The organism is Bradyrhizobium murdochi (genome assembly GCF_000472965.1).
GTDB lineage: Bacteria > Pseudomonadota > Alphaproteobacteria > Rhizobiales > Xanthobacteraceae > Bradyrhizobium > Bradyrhizobium murdochi.
Genome location: NZ_AXAU01000001.1, coordinates 821,636 through 841,261, shown reverse-complemented (window position 1 = coordinate 841,261; position 19,626 = coordinate 821,636). Strand labels below are relative to the sequence as shown.

Genomic DNA, 19,626 nt, shown 5'->3' with positions numbered 1-19,626 from the left:
TCATCGTATGCGAACAGCATGGTGGAAACCTTGCACTCCCCACGCTTTGGAGCGGGCCAACAGCCTGTAAAACCTGCACATTCCGGTCGCAGGCTGGCGGTTGTATTCGACTATGCCACCGCGAACCATTTTCGCGCGATCGCGTTTCTGGTGCTCTGCGGCATCGTGCTCTTCTTGCCCGGATTCTTCAACATTCCGGCGATCGACCGCGACGAGGCGCGCTTTGCGCAGGCGACCAAGCAGATGGTCGAAAGCGGCGATTTCGTCGACATCCGCTTCCAGGACGACGTCCGCTACAAGAAGCCGGTCGGCATCTACTGGCTGCAGGCCGCCGTGGTCGAAACCGCCTCATCGCTCGGCCTGCCGCGCGCGCAGTTGCGCATCTGGCTTTACCGGATTCCCTCCCTGATCGGGGCCATCGGCGCGGTTCTCCTGACCTACTGGGCGGCGCTCGCCTTTGTCACGCGGCGCGGGGCCGCGCTGGCGGCGCTGATGATGTGCAGTTCCGTCCTGCTCGGCGCCGAAGCAAGGCTGGCCAAAACCGACGCGATGCTGCTGTTGACCGTTGTCGCCGCGATGGGGGCAATGGCGCGGGTGTATCTGTCCTGGCAGCGGGGTGAGGATCCGGCGCGTCCGCCCTGGGCCCCGCCGGCGATCTTCTGGACGGCGCTGGCCGGCGGCATCCTGCTCAAGGGACCGCTGATCCTGATGTTCGTCGGACTGACCATCCTGGCGCTCGCGATCCTCGACCGCTCGGCGGCATGGCTTTGGCGGCTGCGCCCGGTCTGGGGGCTGATGTGGACGCTGGTGCTGGTGCTGCCCTGGTTCGTTGCCATCTTCTGGCGCGCGGGCGAGGCCTTTTTCTCCAATTCGCTCGGCGGCGACATGCTGAGCAAGCTCGGCGCGCAGGAATCCCACGGCGCGCCGCCCGGCCTCTATCTGCTGCTGTTCTGGGTCACGTTCTGGCCCGGTGCGGCGCTGGCGGGAATGGCGGCGCCGGCGGTATGGCGCGCGCGGCGGGAGCCCGGCGCGCAATATCTATTGGCGTGGCTGGTTCCATCATGGATCGTGTTCGAACTGGTGCTGACCAAGCTGCCGCATTACGTGCTGCCGCTCTATCCGGCGATTGCGATCCTCACCGCCGGCGCGCTGGAGCGCCGCGTGCTGTCGCGGTCCTGGCTGATGCGCGGCGCGGCCTGGTGGTTTGTCATTCCGGCCGGGGCATCCGTGATCGCCGTCATCGGCGCCATCAAGCTGACGCACTACCCGGCATTTCCGGCCTGGCCCTTCCTGGCGGCAGCGATGATCTTCGGCCTGATCGCGTGGTGGATGTTCGAGGACAGCCGCGCCGAGCGCTCGCTGCTGAATGCCGTGGTCGCGGCGATGTTTCTGGCGGTCGGAATCTACGGTATTGTCATGCCGTCGCTCACTGCGATGTTTCCAAGCGCCGAGATCGCACGCGCGCTTCGCAACGTGGTCTGCGTCGGGCCAAAGGCGGCGGCCGCGGGCTTTCACGAGCCGAGCCTTGTCTTCATGACCGGTACCGGCACGCTGCTCACCGACGGATCGGGCGCGGCCGATTTCCTCGGGCAGGGCAGTTGCCGCTTCGCGCTGGTGGAATCGCGCACCGAACGCGCCTTCGTCCAGCGCGCCGAAGCGATCGGGCTGCGCTACAACGTGGCGACGCGGATCGAGGGCTATAACATCTCGCAGGGCAAGGCGATCTCAATCGCCATCTTCCGCTCGGAAGGCACGGAGTAAGATGGCTGCGAGCCCTTCTGTTGACGATTCCAAAAACTATCTTGCGCGCTTCTCCACGCTGACGTGGCTGTCATTGGCGCAACTCGTGCGGTCGCCGTCGCATTCTCGGCGGGCCGAGGCCGCACGGCGAGCGGCGCGTCACGCCTTGTGGATCTCGGCAGGTCTGGGCGCGGCGATCGTGGTGTTGATGTATGCGATCGACGCATGGGAAATCGCCCAGATGCCAAAGCGCGGCACGCCCTCGCTGTGGTGGGTCCGCATTCTCACCGATTTCGGCAAGGACGAATATGTGTTGGCGGGGCTGGGAGGATTGCTGATCGCGGTCGCGATCGCCGCACCGGCCCTCCATGGCATCCGCCGCTCATTGCTGCTCGGTCTCGGAACACGGCTGCAGTTCATCTTTTGCGCCGTCGCCCTGTCCAGTCTGGTCACCGAGGTGCTGAAATACAGCATCGGTCGCGGTCGGCCATTTGTCGGCGGCGAGGCCAATGCTTTCCACTTCTCGCACTTCGCAGGCAACCCCGCTTATTTCAGCTTTCCTTCCGGCCACGCCACGACCGCCTTTGCGCTCGCGTTCGCCGTGTCGGTCATCTGGCCGAAGGCTCGCTTTGCGATGGCCGTCTATGCCCTCATCATCGCGGCGACCCGTCTGGTGCTGGTCGCCCACCATCCGAGTGACGTGGTTGCCGGGGCCCTGGTCGGCATCGTCGGAGCGATGTTCGTACGATACTGGTTTGCGGCCCGCCGGCTCGGATTTGCGATCCAGCGCGACGGCAGCATCGTGTCCCTTGCGGGGCCCTCGTCCGGGCGCCTCAAAAGGGTTGCCCGGGGCGCTTTCGCCCCATAAAAGCGGACGCCGCCAGACGGCCCGATACGCCCGGTTCCGGGTCCTTCCAAACCAACCAGACGAGTGCCGATTTGATACCTGCCGACAGAGATGCGGTCGCCGTTTCAATCGTCGTACCGGTACGCAACGAGGCGGACAACGTCGCGCCGCTGATTGCGGAAATGGTCAGCGCGCTCGGCAGCCGCTGGGCCTACGAGATCATCTATGTCAACGATGGTTCGACGGATGCGACCGCCGAGCGGCTGGCGGCGATGATGAAACAATATCCGCAGCTTCGGCACCTGAAGCACGCCGCCTCGACCGGGCAATCGGCAGCGGTGCGCAGCGGCGTGCGGGCCGCGCGCGGCGCCATCGTGGCGACGCTCGACGGCGACGGGCAAAACAATCCGGCGTTCCTGCCGGACCTGATCGCGGCAGTTGAAAAAGGCGACGGCCGCGTCGGTCTTGCGGCAGGCCAACGCGTCGGGCGCAAGGACACCGGCTTCAAGAAACTGCAGTCGCGGATCGCCAACGGCGTGCGCAGCGCGATCCTGCGCGATGGTACCCGCGACACCGGTTGCGGGCTGAAGGCGTTCCCGCGCGAAGTGTTCCTGTCGATGCCCTATTTCGACGGGCTGCATCGGTTCCTGCCGGCGCTGGTGCGCCGCGAAGGTTTCGACATCGCTTACGTCGACGTGATCGACCGCCCGCGCCAATCCGGCGTGTCCAATTACGGCTTCTTTGACCGGTTATGGATCGGGATCATGGATCTCGCCGGCGTGTGGTGGCTGATCCGGCGCAAGAAGTCGACGCCCGTTGCCATCGAGGTTCGCTGATGCTGATTCAATTTGGCCAGGCGCTCGGCGACTATCTCTACGACGTGTTCGTCGCCAAGTTCGATTTCTGGCTGGCGTTCGGGCTGATCGCGCAATTGCTGTTCACCGCGCGATTCCTGGTGCAGTGGATATCGAGCGAACGGGCCGGACAGAGCGTGGTGCCGATGGCGTTCTGGCTCTTCTCGATGGGAGGCGGCATGATGACGCTGATCTACGGCATCGCCAAGCGCGAGCCCGTGATCATCATCGGCCAGTCCATGGCCACGATCATCTACATCAGAAACATCATGCTGATCGTGAAGAACCGTGCCACCGCCTCGAAGACGCTCGATCGCTGACCGTCAGCGGCTCGACGCCGCGTCGCGATCATCCTCTAATTTGCTGAAAATTGCAGCGTGGCTTGCAGGTGCTCGAAGGTTCCGGATTCGGTAAACGGAATTCGAACGGATCAGTTACATTGCGAGCCGTTGCGCTAGGTCAATTCCAACAATTCTTCGGTAAAGCTGAGGGCACCTTCGGGTGAATCACTCCAGCAAGGCCAGGGTAGACATGTTAGCGAATCGCCGCAGAAGCGAACGACGTGCGTGCAGAAATTTTGCGAAAATACAGTTTGCGACCGGCGGATTGCCGCGCGACTGCATGATTACGGACATGTCGGATGGCGGCGTGAAGATCATCGCCGAATATCCCGAAATTCCTCCCGAATTCACGGTGATCTTTTCGGAGGGAAGGCCGCGTCAGTGCAAGCTGGCCTGGCGGATCGGTTGCGAACTCGGCGCGCAATTCCTCGACTAGGCCATCGCCCCGCCGGTGCGGTCGGCCCGAGAGCGGGCCGGCAAGCGCATGCCTGGCGGGAGCCGCCCGCCAAGGTCGCCAATTACCGCAAAAGCGGGCCAGCTTAACCGGAACTTAGGGTTAAGCTGTGAACACTTCTGGGACAGTCGCCGCCGTGAGTCCCGCTACATGCTCCAGAAATTGTCCCATCCGCCCCGCGTCACGCGGCTCCTTGCGTGCACGTCGACCCTGATCCTGGCGTTGGGGCTTGGCGGCTGCCAGACCTCGGGACTGTCAGACATTACCGGTTCGATCGGCGAGAAGGCCTACACTGACCACGCCACCGATCCGCGCCGCGATATCCAACTTTACCAGGAACGCTATCGCGCCAATCCGAAGGATGCCGACGCGGCGCTGAAATACGGTAAGGCGCTTCGCGCGACAGGGCAGCGGTCGCAGGCGGTTGCGGTGCTCGAACAGGCCTCCATCGCCCACCCGGGCAATAAGCTGTTGCTCGCAGCCTACGGCCGCGCGTTGGCGGACAACGGCAATTTCCAGCAGGCTTTCGACGTGCTCGGCCGCGCCCACAGCCCCGACGATCCCGATTGGCGGCTGTTGTCGGCGCAGGGAGCAACACTCGATCAACTCGGCCGATACGAGGAGGCGCGGCAATACTATGCGAGCGCGCTGAAAATCGTGCCCGACCATCCGTCGGTGCTGTCCAATCTCGGACTGTCCTACGTGCTTTCGAAGGATCTAGCCAGGGCCGAGGAGACGCTGCGCCGCGCCCACAATCTGGCGGGGACCGATCCGCGCGTGCGCGCCAATCTTGCACTGGCGGTTGGCCTGCAGGGTCGTTTTGCCGAGGCAGAAAAGATCGTGAAGGCCGACCTGCCGCCCGCCGAGGCGGCCGCCCACGTCGCGCAATTGAAGCGGATGCTGGTGCGAAAGGACAAGGAGAACGCGCGGGCCGAGGCCGACAAGATGCCGATCGCCGCGGCCCGGCGTTCCGAATAAAGCTCTATCGGTTCTCATTAGGGCGCCCTGGCGGTTTTCAGATTGACCATCAGCTCGTACTTGGTCGGCGTCTGGACCGGCAGATCAGCCGGCTTCGCTCCGGCCCCTTATCAGCGCAATCGTGGGCCATGCAGGAACGGCCCTAACGTCAGCGTCCTCTTCGTCCAAAGCTCGGACGAAGTTGCCGGGCGGTCCTCGGCGGGGCCTCGGCCTCAGTCAAATCGGACGCCAAATGCCCGCGCTGCTTAGCTTTACATTTCTGGATCTGAAATGCGGGTCAGCATCTTCACGTGTGGTCCCGCCCGTTTGAAGATCGGCTCCCAAAAGGCATAGGCCTTCTCGGCGAAACTCGCGCTTACGGTGAACTTCGTGAGCGCCGCCTGATATGCGGCCTGTCGCCGGCAGCCCTGCCCCTCGACAAGGTGCCAGATGAACTGAGCGACTTGGCGCGTGTACGTGCTCGGACGACCTCGGTGGTTGGGTACGATCTCAAGCCGCATGGTCCCGGTGTCGCGCGTCTCCGGTTCGGTGATATTGGCAAGCCAGATGAAGATTGATGGATCAATGCTCGCGGCATAGCCCTCGCGCTTGAGCTGCTGATTGATCATAGAGAAGGCGCTGGCGGCTTCTCTGAAGCATTCGCTCAAGATGAAGTTCGCCTGATTCTCCAGCTTGCCGCTCCGAAGATCGTCCAGCAATCTGACCGCCTCGTCGGTGAGCCGCCGCATGTATCGCGGTTGCGGCTGCCCTGCGCCGTCGGCTGGTTCCTTCTGCACACTCAATTCGACCACATCAGCGCGGAACTCCGTTGCGGCTTCTTTGAGAACGGTCAAAAAATTGCTTTCAAGATTGGAACCGCCGATGCCTTTCGACGCCGCTTCGCCTCCCACCCGTGTCTCTACGAGGTCCTTTGCATGGCCCAACGCAGCATTCAGACTGGTTTTGATGTCCTCAAAAGCTCTGTTTTGATAGTCCTTGGCAATCTTCACCATCATCTCGGTGGTAGTGTCGGAATCTAGGAGTTCATCCTTGCGCGGCGCCGCCGCATTCCGAGATTCAAGCACCGCAACGGGACTCGGAGCCATCGCTTGCCTTGCAAGGATTGCTTGATCAGACGTCTTCTCGCCCGTGTGCTCCGATCGCGGATTGGAAGCAGCAATCCCGCTGGACAACACAAACAGGCCATCGTCAACGACTCGGCTCGCCGCCGCGGTAAGCTCCACCAGCGAGCGTCGCGCAAAGCGGGTATGGCTAGCACGCCGCCTTTTTTGCGTGTGGCTCATGATCTAACGACCCCTCGACAAGCTTTTTCAAGACCCAGCGCCACAGCTCACGAACTTCCTCCGAGGCTTTTCCCTCTTGTGCAAACTCGGTCACACCCAATCCCGTCCCCAGCGCGTCCTGGTGGTCGTTGCGCTGTCCGACGTAGGGAAGCGCTAGTACGCCGAGCGAATTGAGGGAAGTTGCAGCTTCGCTCAAACGACAGCCCCGCGGTGGCGTCTGATTGAGGACGAACGCAAATCGGCGCTTGAACCTACGAATAGCAATCAGCGTCGGTATTGCAGCTTCGATGTCCGCGGGACTCGGACGCGTCGGGATCAGGCAAAGATCGGCCTTCGTGATGGCGTGCGTGGCCAGCGCATTGTTCGTGGCGGCAGTATCGATGATCGCAAGCCAGATGCCCTCAGCTTCGAGGCGGACCAGCGCCCCTTCTATCTCGGCAGGATCGGCGACCCGAACGACCCGCGGAAAGGGATTGCCGCGCCGCTCCTTCCATTTTGAAATCGTGCCTTGTGGATCAGCCTCGACAAATGCGACGCGCTCCCCGTTCTCCATTGCCGCGACTGCAAGTCCGACGGCCAGCGTGCTCTTGCCGCTTCCGCCTTTTTGGGTGACCAGAGCAAGAACGTACATCTCCTGCGCATCCCCGATAAACAACGATATGAAACGCACGTGTCATCGAAAAAATTGAGCCTACCAATCGGTGACCTACCACTCCCCGTCGTGAATCGCATCAAAAGCGAGCCTGGAACTCACAACCAAATCAAGGCCCAGCCCACTAACGCTACACCGCGCTATACGTCGCCCAACGCACCGGCCGGTTCACATTTGGGCCACTCGCGGACATATCCATCAACACGTGATAGAGCCGCGCCAAAACCTACAGTCGGAACACTGATGGTTTGATTGCAGTGCCGCTCGGATGCCTTTCTGTGATGAGCCGGGCCCCACGCTGACCGACCGGAGTACCCCGGTCTCCCGATGGAGCCGACTGCTGGACTTGAACCAGCAACCTGATGCGTACAAAGCACCCGCTCTCCCATTAGGAGCTACGCCGGCTGAAAATTAGCGCAGCACCTATACGGCAGAGCCACTGTCTCGCGATGTTAGCCGCGGCATTGCGGGCAGCCGCTATATATTAGCGCTGATTGATCCGCAGGGCTTGAAGGTTTGGAGCGAGCGTCCGTGCAAGCACCCTTCATGTTTCTGGGCGTAAGCAATCACGCCCATGATAATCAAAGCCACTACGACAAATCCGGTTACGAGGTTCTGCACCATGGCTGCCACTCCACGGGGTGAGCGCACTACGAAGTAGGCGACCGCGCGGCCAAAGATAAAGCCACTCCCGAATTAAGAGCACGAGAGGTTGGCTCCGGCTAGAGCAAACTTCATGAATGCATTGAGCGCCGACCATGATACGGCGGTATAGAGCTTTAGTTTTTGTTTTGACGCGTTTTCTTCACACGAAGCGCTATCCCGATTAAGTCCGGGGCAGGCTTTCGCCCGAAAACGCGATCAGCGTCGCCGTCCAACGCCGCTGCGCCGTTATCCTTTGCTCGCGGCCCTGCGGGCCGTCGCGCCCTGCAGCTTCTTGATGATCGGTGCCAGGAACGAAGTCCGCGACCGCTTGGTCACGGCATGGCCCGTCATGCGCTGCGCGATCTGCAGGAACATCTGGGTGGTGCGATGCTTGGCGGCAATCTGCGCGATCATCTGGCCGTTGTTGGCGGCGGTGCCGAACATCTTCGAATCGAACGGAATGGCCGCGATCGGCTGGCTCTCGATTGCCTTGGCGAATTCGCGCGTGGAGATCTCCGGACGCTTGTGCATGCCAACCTGGTTCAGGCAATAGAGCGGCGGGCGGTCGTTGGGCCGCGCCGCCTTCAGCACGTTCAGCATGTTCTTGGTGTTGCGCATATTGGCGAGGTCAGGCTCAGCGACGATCAGAATGTCGTCTGCGCCGACCAGCGTGCGCTTGGTCCATGCCGACCATTGGTGGGGAACGTCGAGCACGATGCAGGGGGTCGTCATGCGCATCGTATCGAAGATCGCATCGAATGCGTCGGCGCCGAAATCGTAGACCTGGTCCAAGGTTGCGGGCGCCGCCAACAGGTTGAGGCGATCGGTGCATTTCGCCAGCAGACGCTCCATGAAGGCGGAGTCCGGCCGTTCCTGCTGAAAGACGGCATTGGCAATGCCCTGGACCGGATCCTGATTGTAATCGAGGCCGGCGGTGCCGAAGGCAAGATCGAGATCGATCACGACGGAATCGAGCGCGAGATCGCGCGCAATCATCCAGGCCACGTTATGCGCGACGGTGGATGCACCGACACCGCCCTTGGCGCCGACGACGGCGACGATGCGGCCGACGGCCACCGCCTCGGAGGCCGCGTACAGGCCGCATATTGCGCGCACGACGTCGATGGGTTCGATCGGTCCGGTAACGTAGTCGCTGACGCCGCGCCGCACCAGTTCGCGATAGGGCGTGACATCGTTGGCGCTGCCGATCACGACGACGCGCGTTCCCGCGTCGCAGACGGTCGCGAGTTCATCGAGCCCTTCGAGGATATCGCTGCCGGGTTCGGTCTCCAGCAAGATCACGTTCGGCGTTGGCGCCGTGTGGTAGGCCTCGATGGCGGCGGCAATGCCGCCCATGTGAACCGAAAGATGGGCCTTGCCGAGACGGCGGTCTTCGCTCGCCGCGCGAACCGCGGTTGCGATCGCCACACTGGCGCAAAAGGCCTGTACCGATACGCGCGGTGCCGGCGAGATGTATTCCTCGGGCTGCGTCGGCGTGTCGTCCAGTTGATCGTCGGAGTTTTGAAAGACGCGGCTGATCATTTGCCTGTATCGCTGAGTTTGGCCTTGTCGGCTTCGGGGTAGGTGGTCTCGGTCGCAACGCCCTTGCGATATTTGTCAAAGGCGATACTGCGCCGCGACGTGTAGGCGGCGGACTCTGGACGCGGCTGCTCGAGATCCGCCGGATTGTCGATCATCGCCGCCAGGTTGCGCTGGGTGGCGCAGCCAAAATTATGGTATTGGCGGTTTTCGTTGTAGGCGACGTTGTCGATATTCGGTCCGAGGTCCTGCGGCCACAGACCGCAAGGGCCGGCGACAGCGGAAATCTTCGGATAGCTGAGCCGGATCGTCGGCAGCGTGCGTGGATCGTCCGGCCGGTAGTGACGCATCGTGATGGCGCGTGAGGGCACGCCACCCGCCATCAGCACCGACTGGATTTCCCGAAACGACGCCGCAGCCGCGCGCGCGTTCGGCGTATCGACCGGGACATCGGCTATGATCGCGCCGGTGCCTTCGCGCACCCAGGTTTGCGCCAGGCCCAAGACGTCGGCACGCTGCGACCCTGAGAGGCCGCCGCGGGCATGGCCGACGAACACGACGATTGAGCGGTTGGCTTCGGTCACCGCAATCGGATGACGGTGGCGGTAGTCGTATGGAACGCTTGCGGTCACTTCCTCGCCGGTCGAGGTGCAAGCGCCGAGCACCGCCGAGAGGCAGGCAAGGGCGCCGACAAGGCGCAGCGTGCGATAGCGATCGAGATGATGTCTGCCCGTCATCGTCCTGTCCCCCGTCGCTTCGTCAGTCAATAATGAAGCCGAAATTGGCCGGATAGGCCGCGGCCGGCTCGTCGCGGGCGGCGACGCCATAGATCCGGTTGATGCGCCCGAGCAGCGCGGATTGGGAGTCGGATGCCGGCGCAAACCCGTCGTCGGGCCGCGACAGTTCCTTTTGCGCGACCGCGCGCACGACGTAGGGCGTCACGATGACCATCAGCTCGGTCTGGTGGTTGACGTAGTCCTGGCTCCTGAAAAGCTGTCCAAAAATCGGTATCTGGTCCACGCCGGGCAATCCGTTGATGGCCTGCTTGGTTTGTTCCTGGATCAGTCCCGCCATCGCGATCGAGCCTCCGGACGGAATTTCCAGCGTGGTTTCCGCGCGACGCGTCTTGATCGAGGGAATCGTTGTTCCGCCGGCACCGCCCTGCAAAGCGTTTTCGGTCGAGACTTCCGACACTTCGGTCATCACCCTCAGGCTGATCCGCCCCTCCGTGAGCACCACCGGCGTGAAGTTGAGCGAGATGCCGAATTTCTTGAAACTGACGGTCTGGACGCATCCCGAAATGACACCAGTCGTTGATGTTTGGCAGCTCACGCCGGTCGGAATGGGAAATTCGCCGCCTGAAATAAATGTCGCGGACTCGCCGGAGATCGTCGTCAGATTTGGCTCCGCCAGCGTCCGCACCACACCTGCGCTCTCCATCGCGCGCAGGGTTGCGGTGACCGTTGGCACACCAGCTTTGTTCAAAGCCGCCCCGAGCAAGCCGTTGTCGGGAACGAGCGGTGCGCTGTTGGCGGTGAATGGATTGTTATTTCTGAAAACGACCGCCGCGGTGCCGTAATTCATGTTGGCACTGAGATCGATACCCAATTGCTTGATGATGTCCCGCCGGACTTCCGCAACAGTGACCTTCAACATCACCTGGTCGCGGCCGCGAACGACGATCGAGTTGACGACCTTCTCGGATCCGCCAACCAGCCGCGCGGCGATCTCGCCGGCCTGCTGGGCTTCGACCGGGCTCGAAACCGAGCCGGTGAGCAACACGCTGTCGCCGACGCCCTCGATCTGAATCCCCGGCAACGACTGCCGCAGCGCGGCGCGCACACCGTTGAGATCACGCTTGACTGCGATGTCGTAGGAGGCGATCTGCTGGCCGTCGCCGTCGAAAAACACCACGTTGGTCTGGCCGACGGCGCCGCCGATGATATAGGCGCGTTGCGGGGAGCGAATGACGGCGTTGGCGATCTTTGGGTCCGCGACCAGCACATCCTTCACATCGCGCGGCAGGTCGACGACAACCGACTTGCCGATGCCCAGCGATAGGAAGCGCATCTTGACCGGGCCGATGGCAGACGTCGTCACCGGATCCTTCTCGGACTCGGCTGCGACCACGGGCAGCAGCGGCCCGAGCGTCAGCGCGGCGACGGCCGACAATAACAGGGTGCGCACCGCCACGGTTCGCATCGCTGACTGATTTTCCCCAAACGTCATTTCAGGCGTCCTTTCGGTCACTTCTGTGCCGTCGTTTGATTGGCGACCCCGTAGCGAACCACGTTGACGCTCTCGCTTCGTTTTTGAGCCGGTTCCTCGGAGCGGCCTTCGGCCGCCGCATCGGTGATGCTGCGCAACGCGAGCGACAGCGTGCCGGTCTGGCGCGCGCGCGCCAGCGTCTCGGCCTGCTCGGGCTTCAGTTCGAGTGTGGCGGTGCGGCCGACGAGGGAGTTGCTGCCCTCTTTTTCCTTCGGCGCCTGATCGATCGCCAGCACGCGGATGTTGGAGAGAATGATTTCCGATAGGACGACGTCGGGTCCCTTGCCGTCTGGATTCTTTTCACGCTTGGAGAGGATGACGTCGACACGGTCGTTGGGCAGAATGAACCCGCCGGCGCCGGTTTCCGGCGAGATCTCGGTTGAGAGCGCCCGCGAGCCGGTCGGCAGGATGGCTGCCATGAAGCCGGAGCCATTGGCCTTGACCAGTTTCTGTTCGCGGATCGGCTCGCCAGCGAAAAACGGGCTGCGCGCGATCGAGCCGGCGATTTCGTTGATAGCTTCGGCCTTGCTGGCGCGGTTGATCAGATTGCTGCCGGCGGTCGCGGCCGGCCAGGCCTGCCATTGCAGATCCTCGGCCTTGACCGGCTGGCCGAGCCCGATGTCGGACTTCGTGACCAGGATTTCCACCGTCGGCAACTGAGCGACCGGTTCGGTCGCCGGGCGGGGTTGTTCTTCGGTGCCACGGGCGAGATAGGCGGCAACGCCGCCGGCACTCAATGCGATGGTCAGAACGACGACACGTGCGATGTTCATACGCTTTACTACTCTTACGCAGGGAGGCCCCAACTGCACGGCAATGGCAGCCATCCCCGGAGGTATGACTAGGCATCAAAGGTATAAGGGAACTTGAGGGTTGAATTATTTGGTCGATCGCACGGCGGGATTCGCCGTCATGGTGAACGGGTGGTTATCGTTTTGAAAAACCGCTCCGCAAAAACCCGGAGTCGTGTCGGCGTGGGCGCAGCAACGGGCCGATGCGGGTAGAGATGGACGGGCGCTTCGGATGAGAATTAGCGTCAGGCAAGACGCTGCTATGACGCGCGAGCCTCATTTTGCGGTTCGGTCTCCGCGAAGCCGGCCTGCAAGACTTCCTCGCGCTTGTGCCGCAGATGCGCGCGCAGGATATGCGACAGCCCCACGCCGTCGCGGCGCTGGAGTGCATTGAGGATCGCTTCGTGCTCCTGCACCGCCAGCGCCCAGCGCCGCGGTGTCATCGGCGTGACGTAGCGCGCACGCCGAATGCGGGCCGTGACGGATTCATATAGGCCCGATAGCACCGGGTTGCCGGCCGCGGCGATGATCGCCTCGTGGATGGTGCGGTTGCAGCGGTAGTATTGGAGAAGGTCGCGATCGCCGTAGTGCCGAACCATCGCGGCGTGGACGGCGGCGACCTCGGCGACCTCGGCATCCGTGATGCGCTCGCAGGCGAGCTCCCCGGCCAGCGCTTCGAGCCCCTGGCACACCTCGAACAGGTCGCGCATGTCCTTGTCAGTCAGCCTGGCCGCGCGCGAGCCGCGGTTCGGCAGCAATTGAACCAGGCCCTCGGCGGCGAGCACCTTGAGGGCTTCGCGCAGCGGCGTGCGCGAGATCTGCAGCTTTTCACAGAGGTCGCGCTCGGGAATCCGTGCGCCCGGCGGGATCTCGCCATCGAGCAACATGGCGCGGACGCGGCCTACGACTTCCTCATGAAGCATCCCGTAAAGATCCAATTTGAATGCAAAAATGGTTATATCACCGGGATTTTTCTAGTTCCAGCTTGATAAACCGTATTTTTGCATTCAGAATTGGTTAAGGTCGATTAAGAAAGGGCCGGCAGCATGGATCAGGACGCGACTGCAGGGGAGGATGACCTCCTGTTTGCTCTCGATGACGGTATCGGCCGGATAACCTTCAACAGACCGCAGGCGCGCAACGCCTTCACCTTCGCGATGTACGAGCGGCTGGCCGAGATCTGCGAGCGCGCCAACCGCGACCATGCGATCAAGGTGCTGCTGCTGCGGGGAGCCGGCGACAAGGCGTTTGCCGCGGGCACCGACATCAACCAGTTCCGGGCCTTCAAGGTGCCGCAGGACGGACTCGACTACGAGAACCGCATAGACCGAGTGCTCGGCATTCTCGAAACATGTCGGGTGCCGACCATTGCCGCCATTAATGGCGGCTGCACCGGCGGCGGCGCGGGAATCGCGGCCTGCTGTGACCTACGCATCGGCACCCGGAGCACGCGGATCGGGTTTCCGATCGCGCGCACGCTCGGCAACTGCCTGTCGATGTCGAATGTCAGCCGCATCGCCGCGTTGATCGGCCCGGCGCGCGTCAAGGATCTGATCTTCACCGCACGGCTTGTGGAAGCCGAGGAGGCGGCCTCGGTGGGCCTGCTCAACGAGGTCGTCGATGATCTGGCCGCGCTCGACAGGCGCGCCGACGAGATCGCACGGCTTGTTGCCGGCAACGCGCCGCTGACGCTGAGCGCGACCAAGCAGGCAGTCGCCCGGCTGCAGAAACGGCTGACGCGCGAGGAGGGCGAGGACCTCATCCTGATGTGCTACACCAGCCAGGATTTCCGTGAAGGGCTCGACGCGTTTCTCACCAAGCGCGCGCCGCAATGGCGCGGCCAATAGGAGCCCGCATGTCCCTTCACAACGACACGACGCCGCGTTCGGGGCCGCTTGCCGGCCTCAAGGTCATCGATCTCACCCATGTGATGGCGGGACCGACCTGCACGCTGATGCTCGCCGACATGGGCGCCGATGTCATCAAGGTCGAGAAATGGCCAAATGGCGACGACACGCGGCACTCGGTGCCACCGAAGATCGGCGACGAGGCGGCCTCTTTTCTGATGATGAACCGCAACAAGCGGGGCATCGTGCTCGACCTGAAGACCGCAGGCGGCAAGGAAGTGCTGCGGCGGCTGATCGCTGATGCCGACGTGCTGGTCGAGAATTTCGCGCCGGGCGCGATGGAACGGTTAGGCTTCGGCTATGAGGAGCTGCATCGGGATTTTCCAGCGCTGATCTATTGCTCGCTCTCCGGTTTCGGCCGAACCGGCCCGTACAAGCATCGCCGGGGTTTCGATCTGGTCGCCCAGGCGATGAGCGGAATCATGAGTTTCACGGGCGAACGGCCGGATGGTCCGCCGGTCAAATGCGGCCCGCCGCTGTCCGATATCACGGCCGGACTCCTCGCCAGCATGGGGATCCTGGCCGCCTATTCGCACCGGCTCAAGACCGGTGAAGGGCAATGGGTGGAGACCTCGCTCTACGAGGCGGCGCTGGTGCAGACCTATTGGCAGTCGACCATTGCGCTCGCCAGCAACATGGCGCCGCGCGCCATGGGCTCGGCCCATCCGCTCAACGCACCGTATCAGGCGTTCGAGGCATCCGATGGCTGGCTCGTGGTAGGCGGCGCCAACAAGAAGCACTGGCTATTGATGCTGGAAGCGCTTGGCGCGCTGGAACTGGCTTCCGACCCGCGCTTCGTCAACGGCTCCGACCGCATGGCGAATCTGAAGGAGCTCGAAGCCGAATTGAGCGGGCGTTTCCGCAAACAGACGCGGGCGCATTGGCTGGCGGCACTTGACGAGAAGGGCGTGCCCTGCGGCCCCGTGCACGACATGCTGGAAGCGCTCAGCGATCCGCAGACGCTCGCGCGCGAGATGGTGGTTGAGGTCGAACATTCGACGCTCGGGCCGGTGAAGACGATCGGGCTGCCGGTCAAATTCTCGGCGACCCCAGGCAAGGTGCGTTCGGGCGCGCCTGTTTATGGCGAGCATACGCGCGAGGTGCTGCGCGAACATGGTTTTGATCAGGCGCAGATCGACACGTTCGAGCGGGAGGGTGCGATCGTTGCCGCCTCGGCCGGCCGCAAGGAGCAGGTCGCCTGACGAGAAAACGAGAATACGAACGACAACAAAAAATGCCTACGGGGAGGAAACCATGAAGATCACGTCAAAACTGCTGCTGTCCACGACGGCTTTCATGCTCGCGGGCGCGCTTCCGGCCACCGCGGCCTGGCAGCCGCAGAAGCCGATCGAGTTCGTCGCAACGGCGGGACCGGGCGGCGGCACCGACAATCTTGCGCGCGCCGTCCAGAGCATCGTCACCAAGTACAAACTGACCGATCAGCCGATCGTGGTCGTCAACAAGGGCGGCGGCAGCGGGGCGGAAGGCTATGTCTACGGCAAGGCGTCCGCCGGCGATCCCTACAAGGTGATCTTTGGTACCTCGAACGCGTGGCAGCAACCGCTCGTCTCCAAGGTCGCCTTCAACTACACCGATCTCACCCCGATCGCCGCGATGGCGCAGGACGAGTTCCTGCTATGGGTGAAAGAGGACGCGCCCTACAAGACGGCGGGCGACTTTCTCAAGGCGGCGGCCGCGACCGAGTTCAAGATGGGCGGCGCGCAGTCCAAGGACACCGACGAGGTGCTGACGCGGATGATCGAGAAGGCGGCGCGCGTCAAATTCACCTACATCCCCTTCAAGAGCGGCGCGGAGGCTGCCGTGCAACTGGCCGGCGGCCATATCGATGCCCACGTCAACAATCCCTCCGAGAGCCTTGGGCAATGGCGCGGCAGCACCCAGCGTCCGCTTTGCGCGTTCAGCCCGAAGCGGTTGCCGCAAGGGCCGAAGGTCACGACGTCAGAAGGCTGGAGCGACGTGCCGACCTGTGTCGAGCAAGGGCTTGCGATTTCACAATATGAGCAGCCGCGCACGGTGTGGCTGCCCGGCAAGGTCAGCCCGGAGCAGGCGGCGTTCTACGTCGATCTGTTGAAGAAGGTGCAGGCGACGCCGGAATGGAAGGATTACATCGAAAAGACCTCGCAGGTTGATACCTTCCTGACCGGCCCTGCGCTCGACAACTTCATCAAGCAGGACCTCGAACATGTAAAGCAGGTCGCGGGCGAACAGGGCTGGCTGGTGAAGTAGGGCCGGACCGATGATATCACGACGCGCGCTCGAGATAGCCGCCGCGGCGCTGACTGGGCTCTTTGGCGTCGTTGTCATTGTTTCCAGCATCGACAACGGCATCGGCTGGTCGAGCGCCGGCGTCGATGCCGGCACGTTTCCGTTCCTGACCGGCATCATCATCGTGCTCGGCAGCCTTTACAACATGGGGCAGGGCGCCATTGGGCGCGGCACCCTCGCAATGGTCAGGACAGCCATAACGCCATCCGAGTTGCGCCGCCTCGCGGGATTGTTCGTTCCAGCCGCGATTTTCGTCGCCGTCATTCCAATGGTTGGAATGTATCTCGCCTCGGCAGGCTACGTTTTTGCGGTGCTGGCGTTGCCGAAACGGCAATCGGTCCTGCGCGCACTTGTCATCGCCGCGGCCACGCCGCTTGCGCTTTACGTCGTGTTCGAGCGCATGTTCCAGGTGTCGCTGCCGCACGGCGCGCTCGCCGCCGCGTTCGGTTTCTGAAGGGACGGGCGATGGAAAATCTTCAATCGCTGCTGCACGGTTTCACCATCGCGGTCACCGTTCCGCACCTGACGCTGATGGTGATCGGCGTTCTGCTCGGCATTCTCGTCGGCGTTCTGCCTGGCCTTGGTGCGCCAAACGGAGTGTCGCTATTGCTGCCGCTGACCTTCGGCATGCAGCCGGTGTCGGCGATCATCCTGCTTTCGAGCATGTATTGGGGCGCGTTGTTCGGCGGTTCGGTGACGTCGATCCTGTTCAACATCCCGGGCGAACCTTCGTCGGTCGCCACCACCTTCGACGGCTATCCGATGGCGCGCGACGGCAGGCCGACGACGGCGCTGGCCACCGCTTTCGGTTCCGCGGCGTTCGGCGCCCTTGTCGGCGTTGTCCTGATTACGTTTCTGGCTTCGTGGGTGGCGCAGGTGGCGCTCGCCTTCGGACCGCCCGAATATTTCGCGGTCTATTTCCTCGCCTTCGCCAGTTTCGTCGGCATGGGCGGTGCGGCGCCGATCAAGACGGTGGTGGCACTCGCGATCGGCTTTGCCATCGCCGCGATCGGAATCGATACGGTCTCGGGCAGCGTGCGGCTCACCATGGGTATCGACGAACTGGTGAAGGGCGTCAGCTTCGTCGTAGCCGTGATGGGGCTGTTCGGCATCGGCGAGTTGCTGATTGCGGTGGAGGAGGAGTTTCAGGCCCGCGCGGTATCGTCGAGGGTGGACTGGAAGGAAGTCTTCCGGGCGCTGGGGCGTCTGCCGCAGCATGGCATTGCGTTGCTGCGCAGCGCCGCCATCGGCTGCTGGATGGGCATTACGCCGGGCGGTCCGACCGCGGCTTCCTTCATGAGCTATGGTATCGCCAAGCGCTTCTCGCGCAATGGCGCGCATTTCGGCACCGGCGAGGCCGAGGGCATCGTCGCGCCCGAGACCGCCGACCACGCCGCCGGCACCAGCGCGCTATTGCCGATGCTCTCGCTCGGCATTCCCGGCTCGGCTACGGCTGCTGTCATGATGGGCGGGCTGATGATCTGGGGATTGAATCCCGGACCGATGCTGTTCGTCGACCAGAAGGATTTCGTCTGGGGGCTGATCGCCTCGATGTATGTCGGCAACATCGTTGCGGTTGCGCTCGTGCTGCTCACCGTTCCCGTGTTCGCCGCCCTGATGCGCATTCCCTTCGCCGTCATCGCTCCCCTGATCGTCATCATCTGCGTGGTGGGCGCCTATTCGGTCTCGAACTCCTTTCTCGACGTCGTCTTGATGCTCGGCTTCGGTGTCGTCGGCTATCTCTTCAAGAAGCTGCATTATCCGTTGGCTCCGTTGGTGCTTGCGATCGTGATCGGCGACAAGGCTGAGGACGCGTTCCGGCAGGCCATGCTGATGTCGAAGGGATCGCTCGGGATATTCTTTGCGAACCGGCTGGTGACGACCCTCGTTCTGGCCGGGATGGCGTTGCTGCTGCTTCCGCTCGCCCTGCAGATCGTGCGTCTGCTGCGAAAGCCGGAGGAAGCCGCTGATGAAAAGGTGAGGACCATATGAAGCTGCATAACCCCGGCAAGCCGGTGATCGCGCTGGCGATGGGAGACCCCGCCGGTATCAGCCCGGAGTTGACCGCAAAACTCGCCTGCCTCGATGAAATCCTTTCCCGCGCACGCCTGATCGTGATCGGAGACCGCCGCGTTTTCGACGAAGGCGCGCGCGTGGCCGGCGTCAGGACGGACCTGCCAAATGTAGCGCCATCTGGGGACCCGCGAACAATCGGCAGTGACGCCGCTTTTATGGACCTTGGCCATCTCGATCCCGCGACCGTCGAACGTGGTGTCGCGAGCCAGGCCGGTGGCGCGTTCGCGCTGGAGAATTATCGTCGCGCGCTCACGCTGGCGCGTGACGGGCAGGCCGACGCCGTCTGCTTCACGCCGTTCAACAAGAAGGCGATGCGGCTCGCGCGCGCGGAGTATGACGACGAGATCGCGTTCTCCGCCGAGGTCGCCGGCCTGAAAACGCCAGCCAGCGAATTCAACGTGCTCGACAGGCTCTGGAATGCCCGCGTCACCTCGCACATCGCGCTCAAGGATGTGGCCTCGCGTCTCTCCGTCGAACGTATTCATCGCGCGCTGAAACTGACCAATGCCTGCATGCGACAGGCCGGCTTTGCCGAGCCCCGTATCGCGGTGGCTGGTCTCAACCCGCATGCCGGTGACGGCGGCAATTTCGGACGCGAGGAGATCGATGTGATCGAGCCCGCGGTCATGGCCGGCCGGGCCGAAGGAATAGCGGCGGAAGGGCCGTTTCCGGCCGATACGGTTTTCCTGCGCGCCAAGAACGGGGCCTTCGACGCGGTGCTGACGATGTACCACGACCAGGGCCAGATCGCGATGAAGCTGATGGGCTTCGATCGCGGAGTGACAATTCTCGGCGGCTTCCCGTTTCCGATCTGCACGCCGGCGCATGGCACGGCCTATGACATCGCCGGCCAGGGCGTCGCCTCGGTTGGCGCCAGCCGCGCGGCCTTGTTGCTCGCGGCTGAGATGGCTGATACGGCCGGGTTGCGAAATCGGGTGGCGTGAAGCGCCGGCCTCGGCCTCGGA

19 protein-coding genes and 1 tRNA gene are annotated in these 19,626 nt (G+C 63.1%); 12 read left to right on the top strand and 8 right to left on the bottom strand.

Translation table 11 applies throughout. The features are described from left to right. Positions 1-18: 18 nt before the first annotated feature. From YUO_RS0104255 to YUO_RS0104230, 6 genes are all read left to right on the top strand, one after another. Positions 19-1,761 (top strand): ArnT family glycosyltransferase, encoded by a 1,743-nt coding sequence (locus YUO_RS0104255; protein ID WP_028346174.1) that lies wholly within the window; start codon positions 19-21, stop codon positions 1,759-1,761. Position 1,762: 1 nt separating this feature from the next. After that, positions 1,763-2,608 (top strand): phosphatase PAP2 family protein, encoded by an 846-nt coding sequence (locus tag YUO_RS0104250; protein WP_028346173.1) that lies wholly within the window; start codon positions 1,763-1,765, stop codon positions 2,606-2,608. A 74-nt stretch (positions 2,609-2,682) separates the two neighbouring features. Further along, positions 2,683-3,423, top strand: a complete 741-nt coding sequence (locus tag YUO_RS0104245) for a glycosyltransferase family 2 protein (RefSeq protein ID WP_028346172.1) — start codon at positions 2,683-2,685, stop codon at positions 3,421-3,423. Continuing rightward, the gene (locus YUO_RS0104240; protein ID WP_028346171.1) at positions 3,423-3,761 is read left to right on the top strand and encodes a lipid-A-disaccharide synthase N-terminal domain-containing protein; all 339 of its coding nucleotides are present in this window, start codon (positions 3,423-3,425) and stop codon (positions 3,759-3,761) included. Before YUO_RS0104245 ends, YUO_RS0104240 begins: the two co-directional genes overlap by 1 nt. Positions 3,762-3,972: 211 nt before the next feature. Further along, positions 3,973-4,218, top strand: coding sequence for a PilZ domain-containing protein (locus tag YUO_RS48615; RefSeq protein ID WP_028346170.1), 246 nt, complete (start codon positions 3,973-3,975; stop codon positions 4,216-4,218). A 168-nt stretch (positions 4,219-4,386) separates the two neighbouring features. Continuing rightward, on the top strand, positions 4,387-5,214 hold the full coding sequence (locus YUO_RS0104230; protein ID WP_028346169.1) for a tetratricopeptide repeat protein: 828 nt from the start codon (positions 4,387-4,389) through the stop codon (positions 5,212-5,214). A gap of 251 nt (positions 5,215-5,465) precedes the next feature. On the opposite strand, the gene YUO_RS0104225 is transcribed toward YUO_RS0104230, so the two are convergent. The 8 genes from YUO_RS0104225 to YUO_RS0104190 all read right to left on the bottom strand — a co-directional run bounded on the left by YUO_RS0104225 (position 5,466) and on the right by YUO_RS0104190 (position 13,315). Beyond that, positions 5,466-6,497, bottom strand: a complete 1,032-nt coding sequence (locus YUO_RS0104225) for a hypothetical protein (protein ID WP_156908468.1) — start codon at positions 6,495-6,497, stop codon at positions 5,466-5,468. Continuing rightward, positions 6,466-7,167: a ParA family protein gene (locus YUO_RS0104220; RefSeq protein WP_235782617.1), complete on the bottom strand. Its 702-nt coding sequence runs from the start codon at positions 7,165-7,167 to the stop codon at positions 6,466-6,468. The genes YUO_RS0104225 and YUO_RS0104220 overlap by 32 nt, the downstream gene beginning before the upstream one ends. Before the next feature lie 310 nt (positions 7,168-7,477). Further along, positions 7,478-7,554, bottom strand: a tRNA-Thr gene (locus YUO_RS0104215). Positions 7,555-8,040: 486 nt separating this feature from the next. Continuing rightward, positions 8,041-9,336 (bottom strand): CpaE/TadZ family protein, encoded by a 1,296-nt coding sequence (locus tag YUO_RS0104210; RefSeq protein WP_028346166.1) that lies wholly within the window; start codon positions 9,334-9,336, stop codon positions 8,041-8,043. Then, the gene (locus YUO_RS0104205) at positions 9,333-10,070 is read right to left on the bottom strand and encodes a CpaD family pilus assembly protein (RefSeq protein WP_028346165.1); all 738 of its coding nucleotides are present in this window, start codon (positions 10,068-10,070) and stop codon (positions 9,333-9,335) included. Before YUO_RS0104205 ends, YUO_RS0104210 begins: the two co-directional genes overlap by 4 nt. 22 nt (positions 10,071-10,092) lie before the next feature. Beyond that, on the bottom strand, positions 10,093-11,562 hold the full coding sequence (locus tag YUO_RS0104200) for a type II and III secretion system protein family protein (protein WP_035725850.1): 1,470 nt from the start codon (positions 11,560-11,562) through the stop codon (positions 10,093-10,095). Positions 11,563-11,579: 17 nt separating this feature from the next. Beyond that, positions 11,580-12,374 (bottom strand): Flp pilus assembly protein CpaB, encoded by a 795-nt coding sequence (gene cpaB, locus YUO_RS0104195; RefSeq protein WP_028346163.1) that lies wholly within the window; start codon positions 12,372-12,374, stop codon positions 11,580-11,582. 278 nt (positions 12,375-12,652) lie between these two features. After that, entirely contained in the window at positions 12,653-13,315 is a 663-nt protein-coding gene (locus tag YUO_RS0104190) for a GntR family transcriptional regulator (RefSeq protein WP_156908467.1), read from the bottom strand. A 123-nt stretch (positions 13,316-13,438) separates the two neighbouring features. Between YUO_RS0104190 and YUO_RS0104185 the strand changes: the two genes are divergently transcribed. The 6 genes from YUO_RS0104185 to YUO_RS0104160 are packed head-to-tail and all read left to right on the top strand — an operon-like array spanning position 13,439 to position 19,605. Continuing rightward, positions 13,439-14,239 (top strand): enoyl-CoA hydratase/isomerase family protein, encoded by an 801-nt coding sequence (locus tag YUO_RS0104185; RefSeq protein WP_028346161.1) that lies wholly within the window; start codon positions 13,439-13,441, stop codon positions 14,237-14,239. A gap of 8 nt (positions 14,240-14,247) precedes the next feature. Next, the gene (locus YUO_RS0104180) at positions 14,248-15,501 is read left to right on the top strand and encodes a CaiB/BaiF CoA transferase family protein (protein WP_028346160.1); all 1,254 of its coding nucleotides are present in this window, start codon (positions 14,248-14,250) and stop codon (positions 15,499-15,501) included. Between the two features lie 52 nt (positions 15,502-15,553). Further along, a complete protein-coding gene (locus YUO_RS0104175; protein ID WP_028346159.1) occupies positions 15,554-16,546 on the top strand; it encodes a Bug family tripartite tricarboxylate transporter substrate binding protein in 993 nt (330 codons plus the stop codon). Positions 16,547-16,556: 10 nt separating this feature from the next. After that, positions 16,557-17,039, top strand: a complete 483-nt coding sequence (locus YUO_RS0104170) for a tripartite tricarboxylate transporter TctB family protein (protein ID WP_028346158.1) — start codon at positions 16,557-16,559, stop codon at positions 17,037-17,039. An 11-nt stretch (positions 17,040-17,050) separates the two neighbouring features. Further along, entirely contained in the window at positions 17,051-18,577 is a 1,527-nt protein-coding gene (locus YUO_RS0104165; RefSeq protein ID WP_028346157.1) for a tripartite tricarboxylate transporter permease, read from the top strand. After that, positions 18,574-19,605: a 4-hydroxythreonine-4-phosphate dehydrogenase PdxA gene (locus YUO_RS0104160; protein ID WP_028346156.1), complete on the top strand. Its 1,032-nt coding sequence runs from the start codon at positions 18,574-18,576 to the stop codon at positions 19,603-19,605. The genes YUO_RS0104165 and YUO_RS0104160 overlap by 4 nt, the downstream gene beginning before the upstream one ends. Positions 19,606-19,626 lie beyond the last annotated feature (21 nt).

Coding starts and splice junctions, on each gene's coding strand:
- YUO_RS0104255 (WP_028346174.1), top strand. CDS start 19: ATGGTGGAAACCTTGCACTCCCCACGCTTTGGAGCGGGCCAACAGCCT.
- YUO_RS0104250 (WP_028346173.1), top strand. CDS start 1,763: ATGGCTGCGAGCCCTTCTGTTGACGATTCCAAAAACTATCTTGCGCGC.
- YUO_RS0104240 (WP_028346171.1), top strand. CDS start 3,423: ATGCTGATTCAATTTGGCCAGGCGCTCGGCGACTATCTCTACGACGTG.
- YUO_RS48615 (WP_028346170.1), top strand. CDS start 3,973: ATGTTAGCGAATCGCCGCAGAAGCGAACGACGTGCGTGCAGAAATTTT.
- YUO_RS0104230 (WP_028346169.1), top strand. CDS start 4,387: ATGCTCCAGAAATTGTCCCATCCGCCCCGCGTCACGCGGCTCCTTGCG.
- YUO_RS0104225 (WP_156908468.1), bottom strand. CDS start 6,497: ATGAGCCACACGCAAAAAAGGCGGCGTGCTAGCCATACCCGCTTTGCG.
- YUO_RS0104210 (WP_028346166.1), bottom strand. CDS start 9,336: ATGATCAGCCGCGTCTTTCAAAACTCCGACGATCAACTGGACGACACG.
- YUO_RS0104205 (WP_028346165.1), bottom strand. CDS start 10,070: ATGACGGGCAGACATCATCTCGATCGCTATCGCACGCTGCGCCTTGTC.
- YUO_RS0104200 (WP_035725850.1), bottom strand. CDS start 11,562: ATGACGTTTGGGGAAAATCAGTCAGCGATGCGAACCGTGGCGGTGCGC.
- cpaB (WP_028346163.1), bottom strand. CDS start 12,374: ATGAACATCGCACGTGTCGTCGTTCTGACCATCGCATTGAGTGCCGGC.
- YUO_RS0104190 (WP_156908467.1), bottom strand. CDS start 13,315: ATGCTTCATGAGGAAGTCGTAGGCCGCGTCCGCGCCATGTTGCTCGAT.
- YUO_RS0104185 (WP_028346161.1), top strand. CDS start 13,439: ATGGATCAGGACGCGACTGCAGGGGAGGATGACCTCCTGTTTGCTCTC.
- YUO_RS0104180 (WP_028346160.1), top strand. CDS start 14,248: ATGTCCCTTCACAACGACACGACGCCGCGTTCGGGGCCGCTTGCCGGC.
- YUO_RS0104175 (WP_028346159.1), top strand. CDS start 15,554: ATGAAGATCACGTCAAAACTGCTGCTGTCCACGACGGCTTTCATGCTC.
- YUO_RS0104170 (WP_028346158.1), top strand. CDS start 16,557: ATGATATCACGACGCGCGCTCGAGATAGCCGCCGCGGCGCTGACTGGG.
- YUO_RS0104165 (WP_028346157.1), top strand. CDS start 17,051: ATGGAAAATCTTCAATCGCTGCTGCACGGTTTCACCATCGCGGTCACC.
- YUO_RS0104160 (WP_028346156.1), top strand. CDS start 18,574: ATGAAGCTGCATAACCCCGGCAAGCCGGTGATCGCGCTGGCGATGGGA.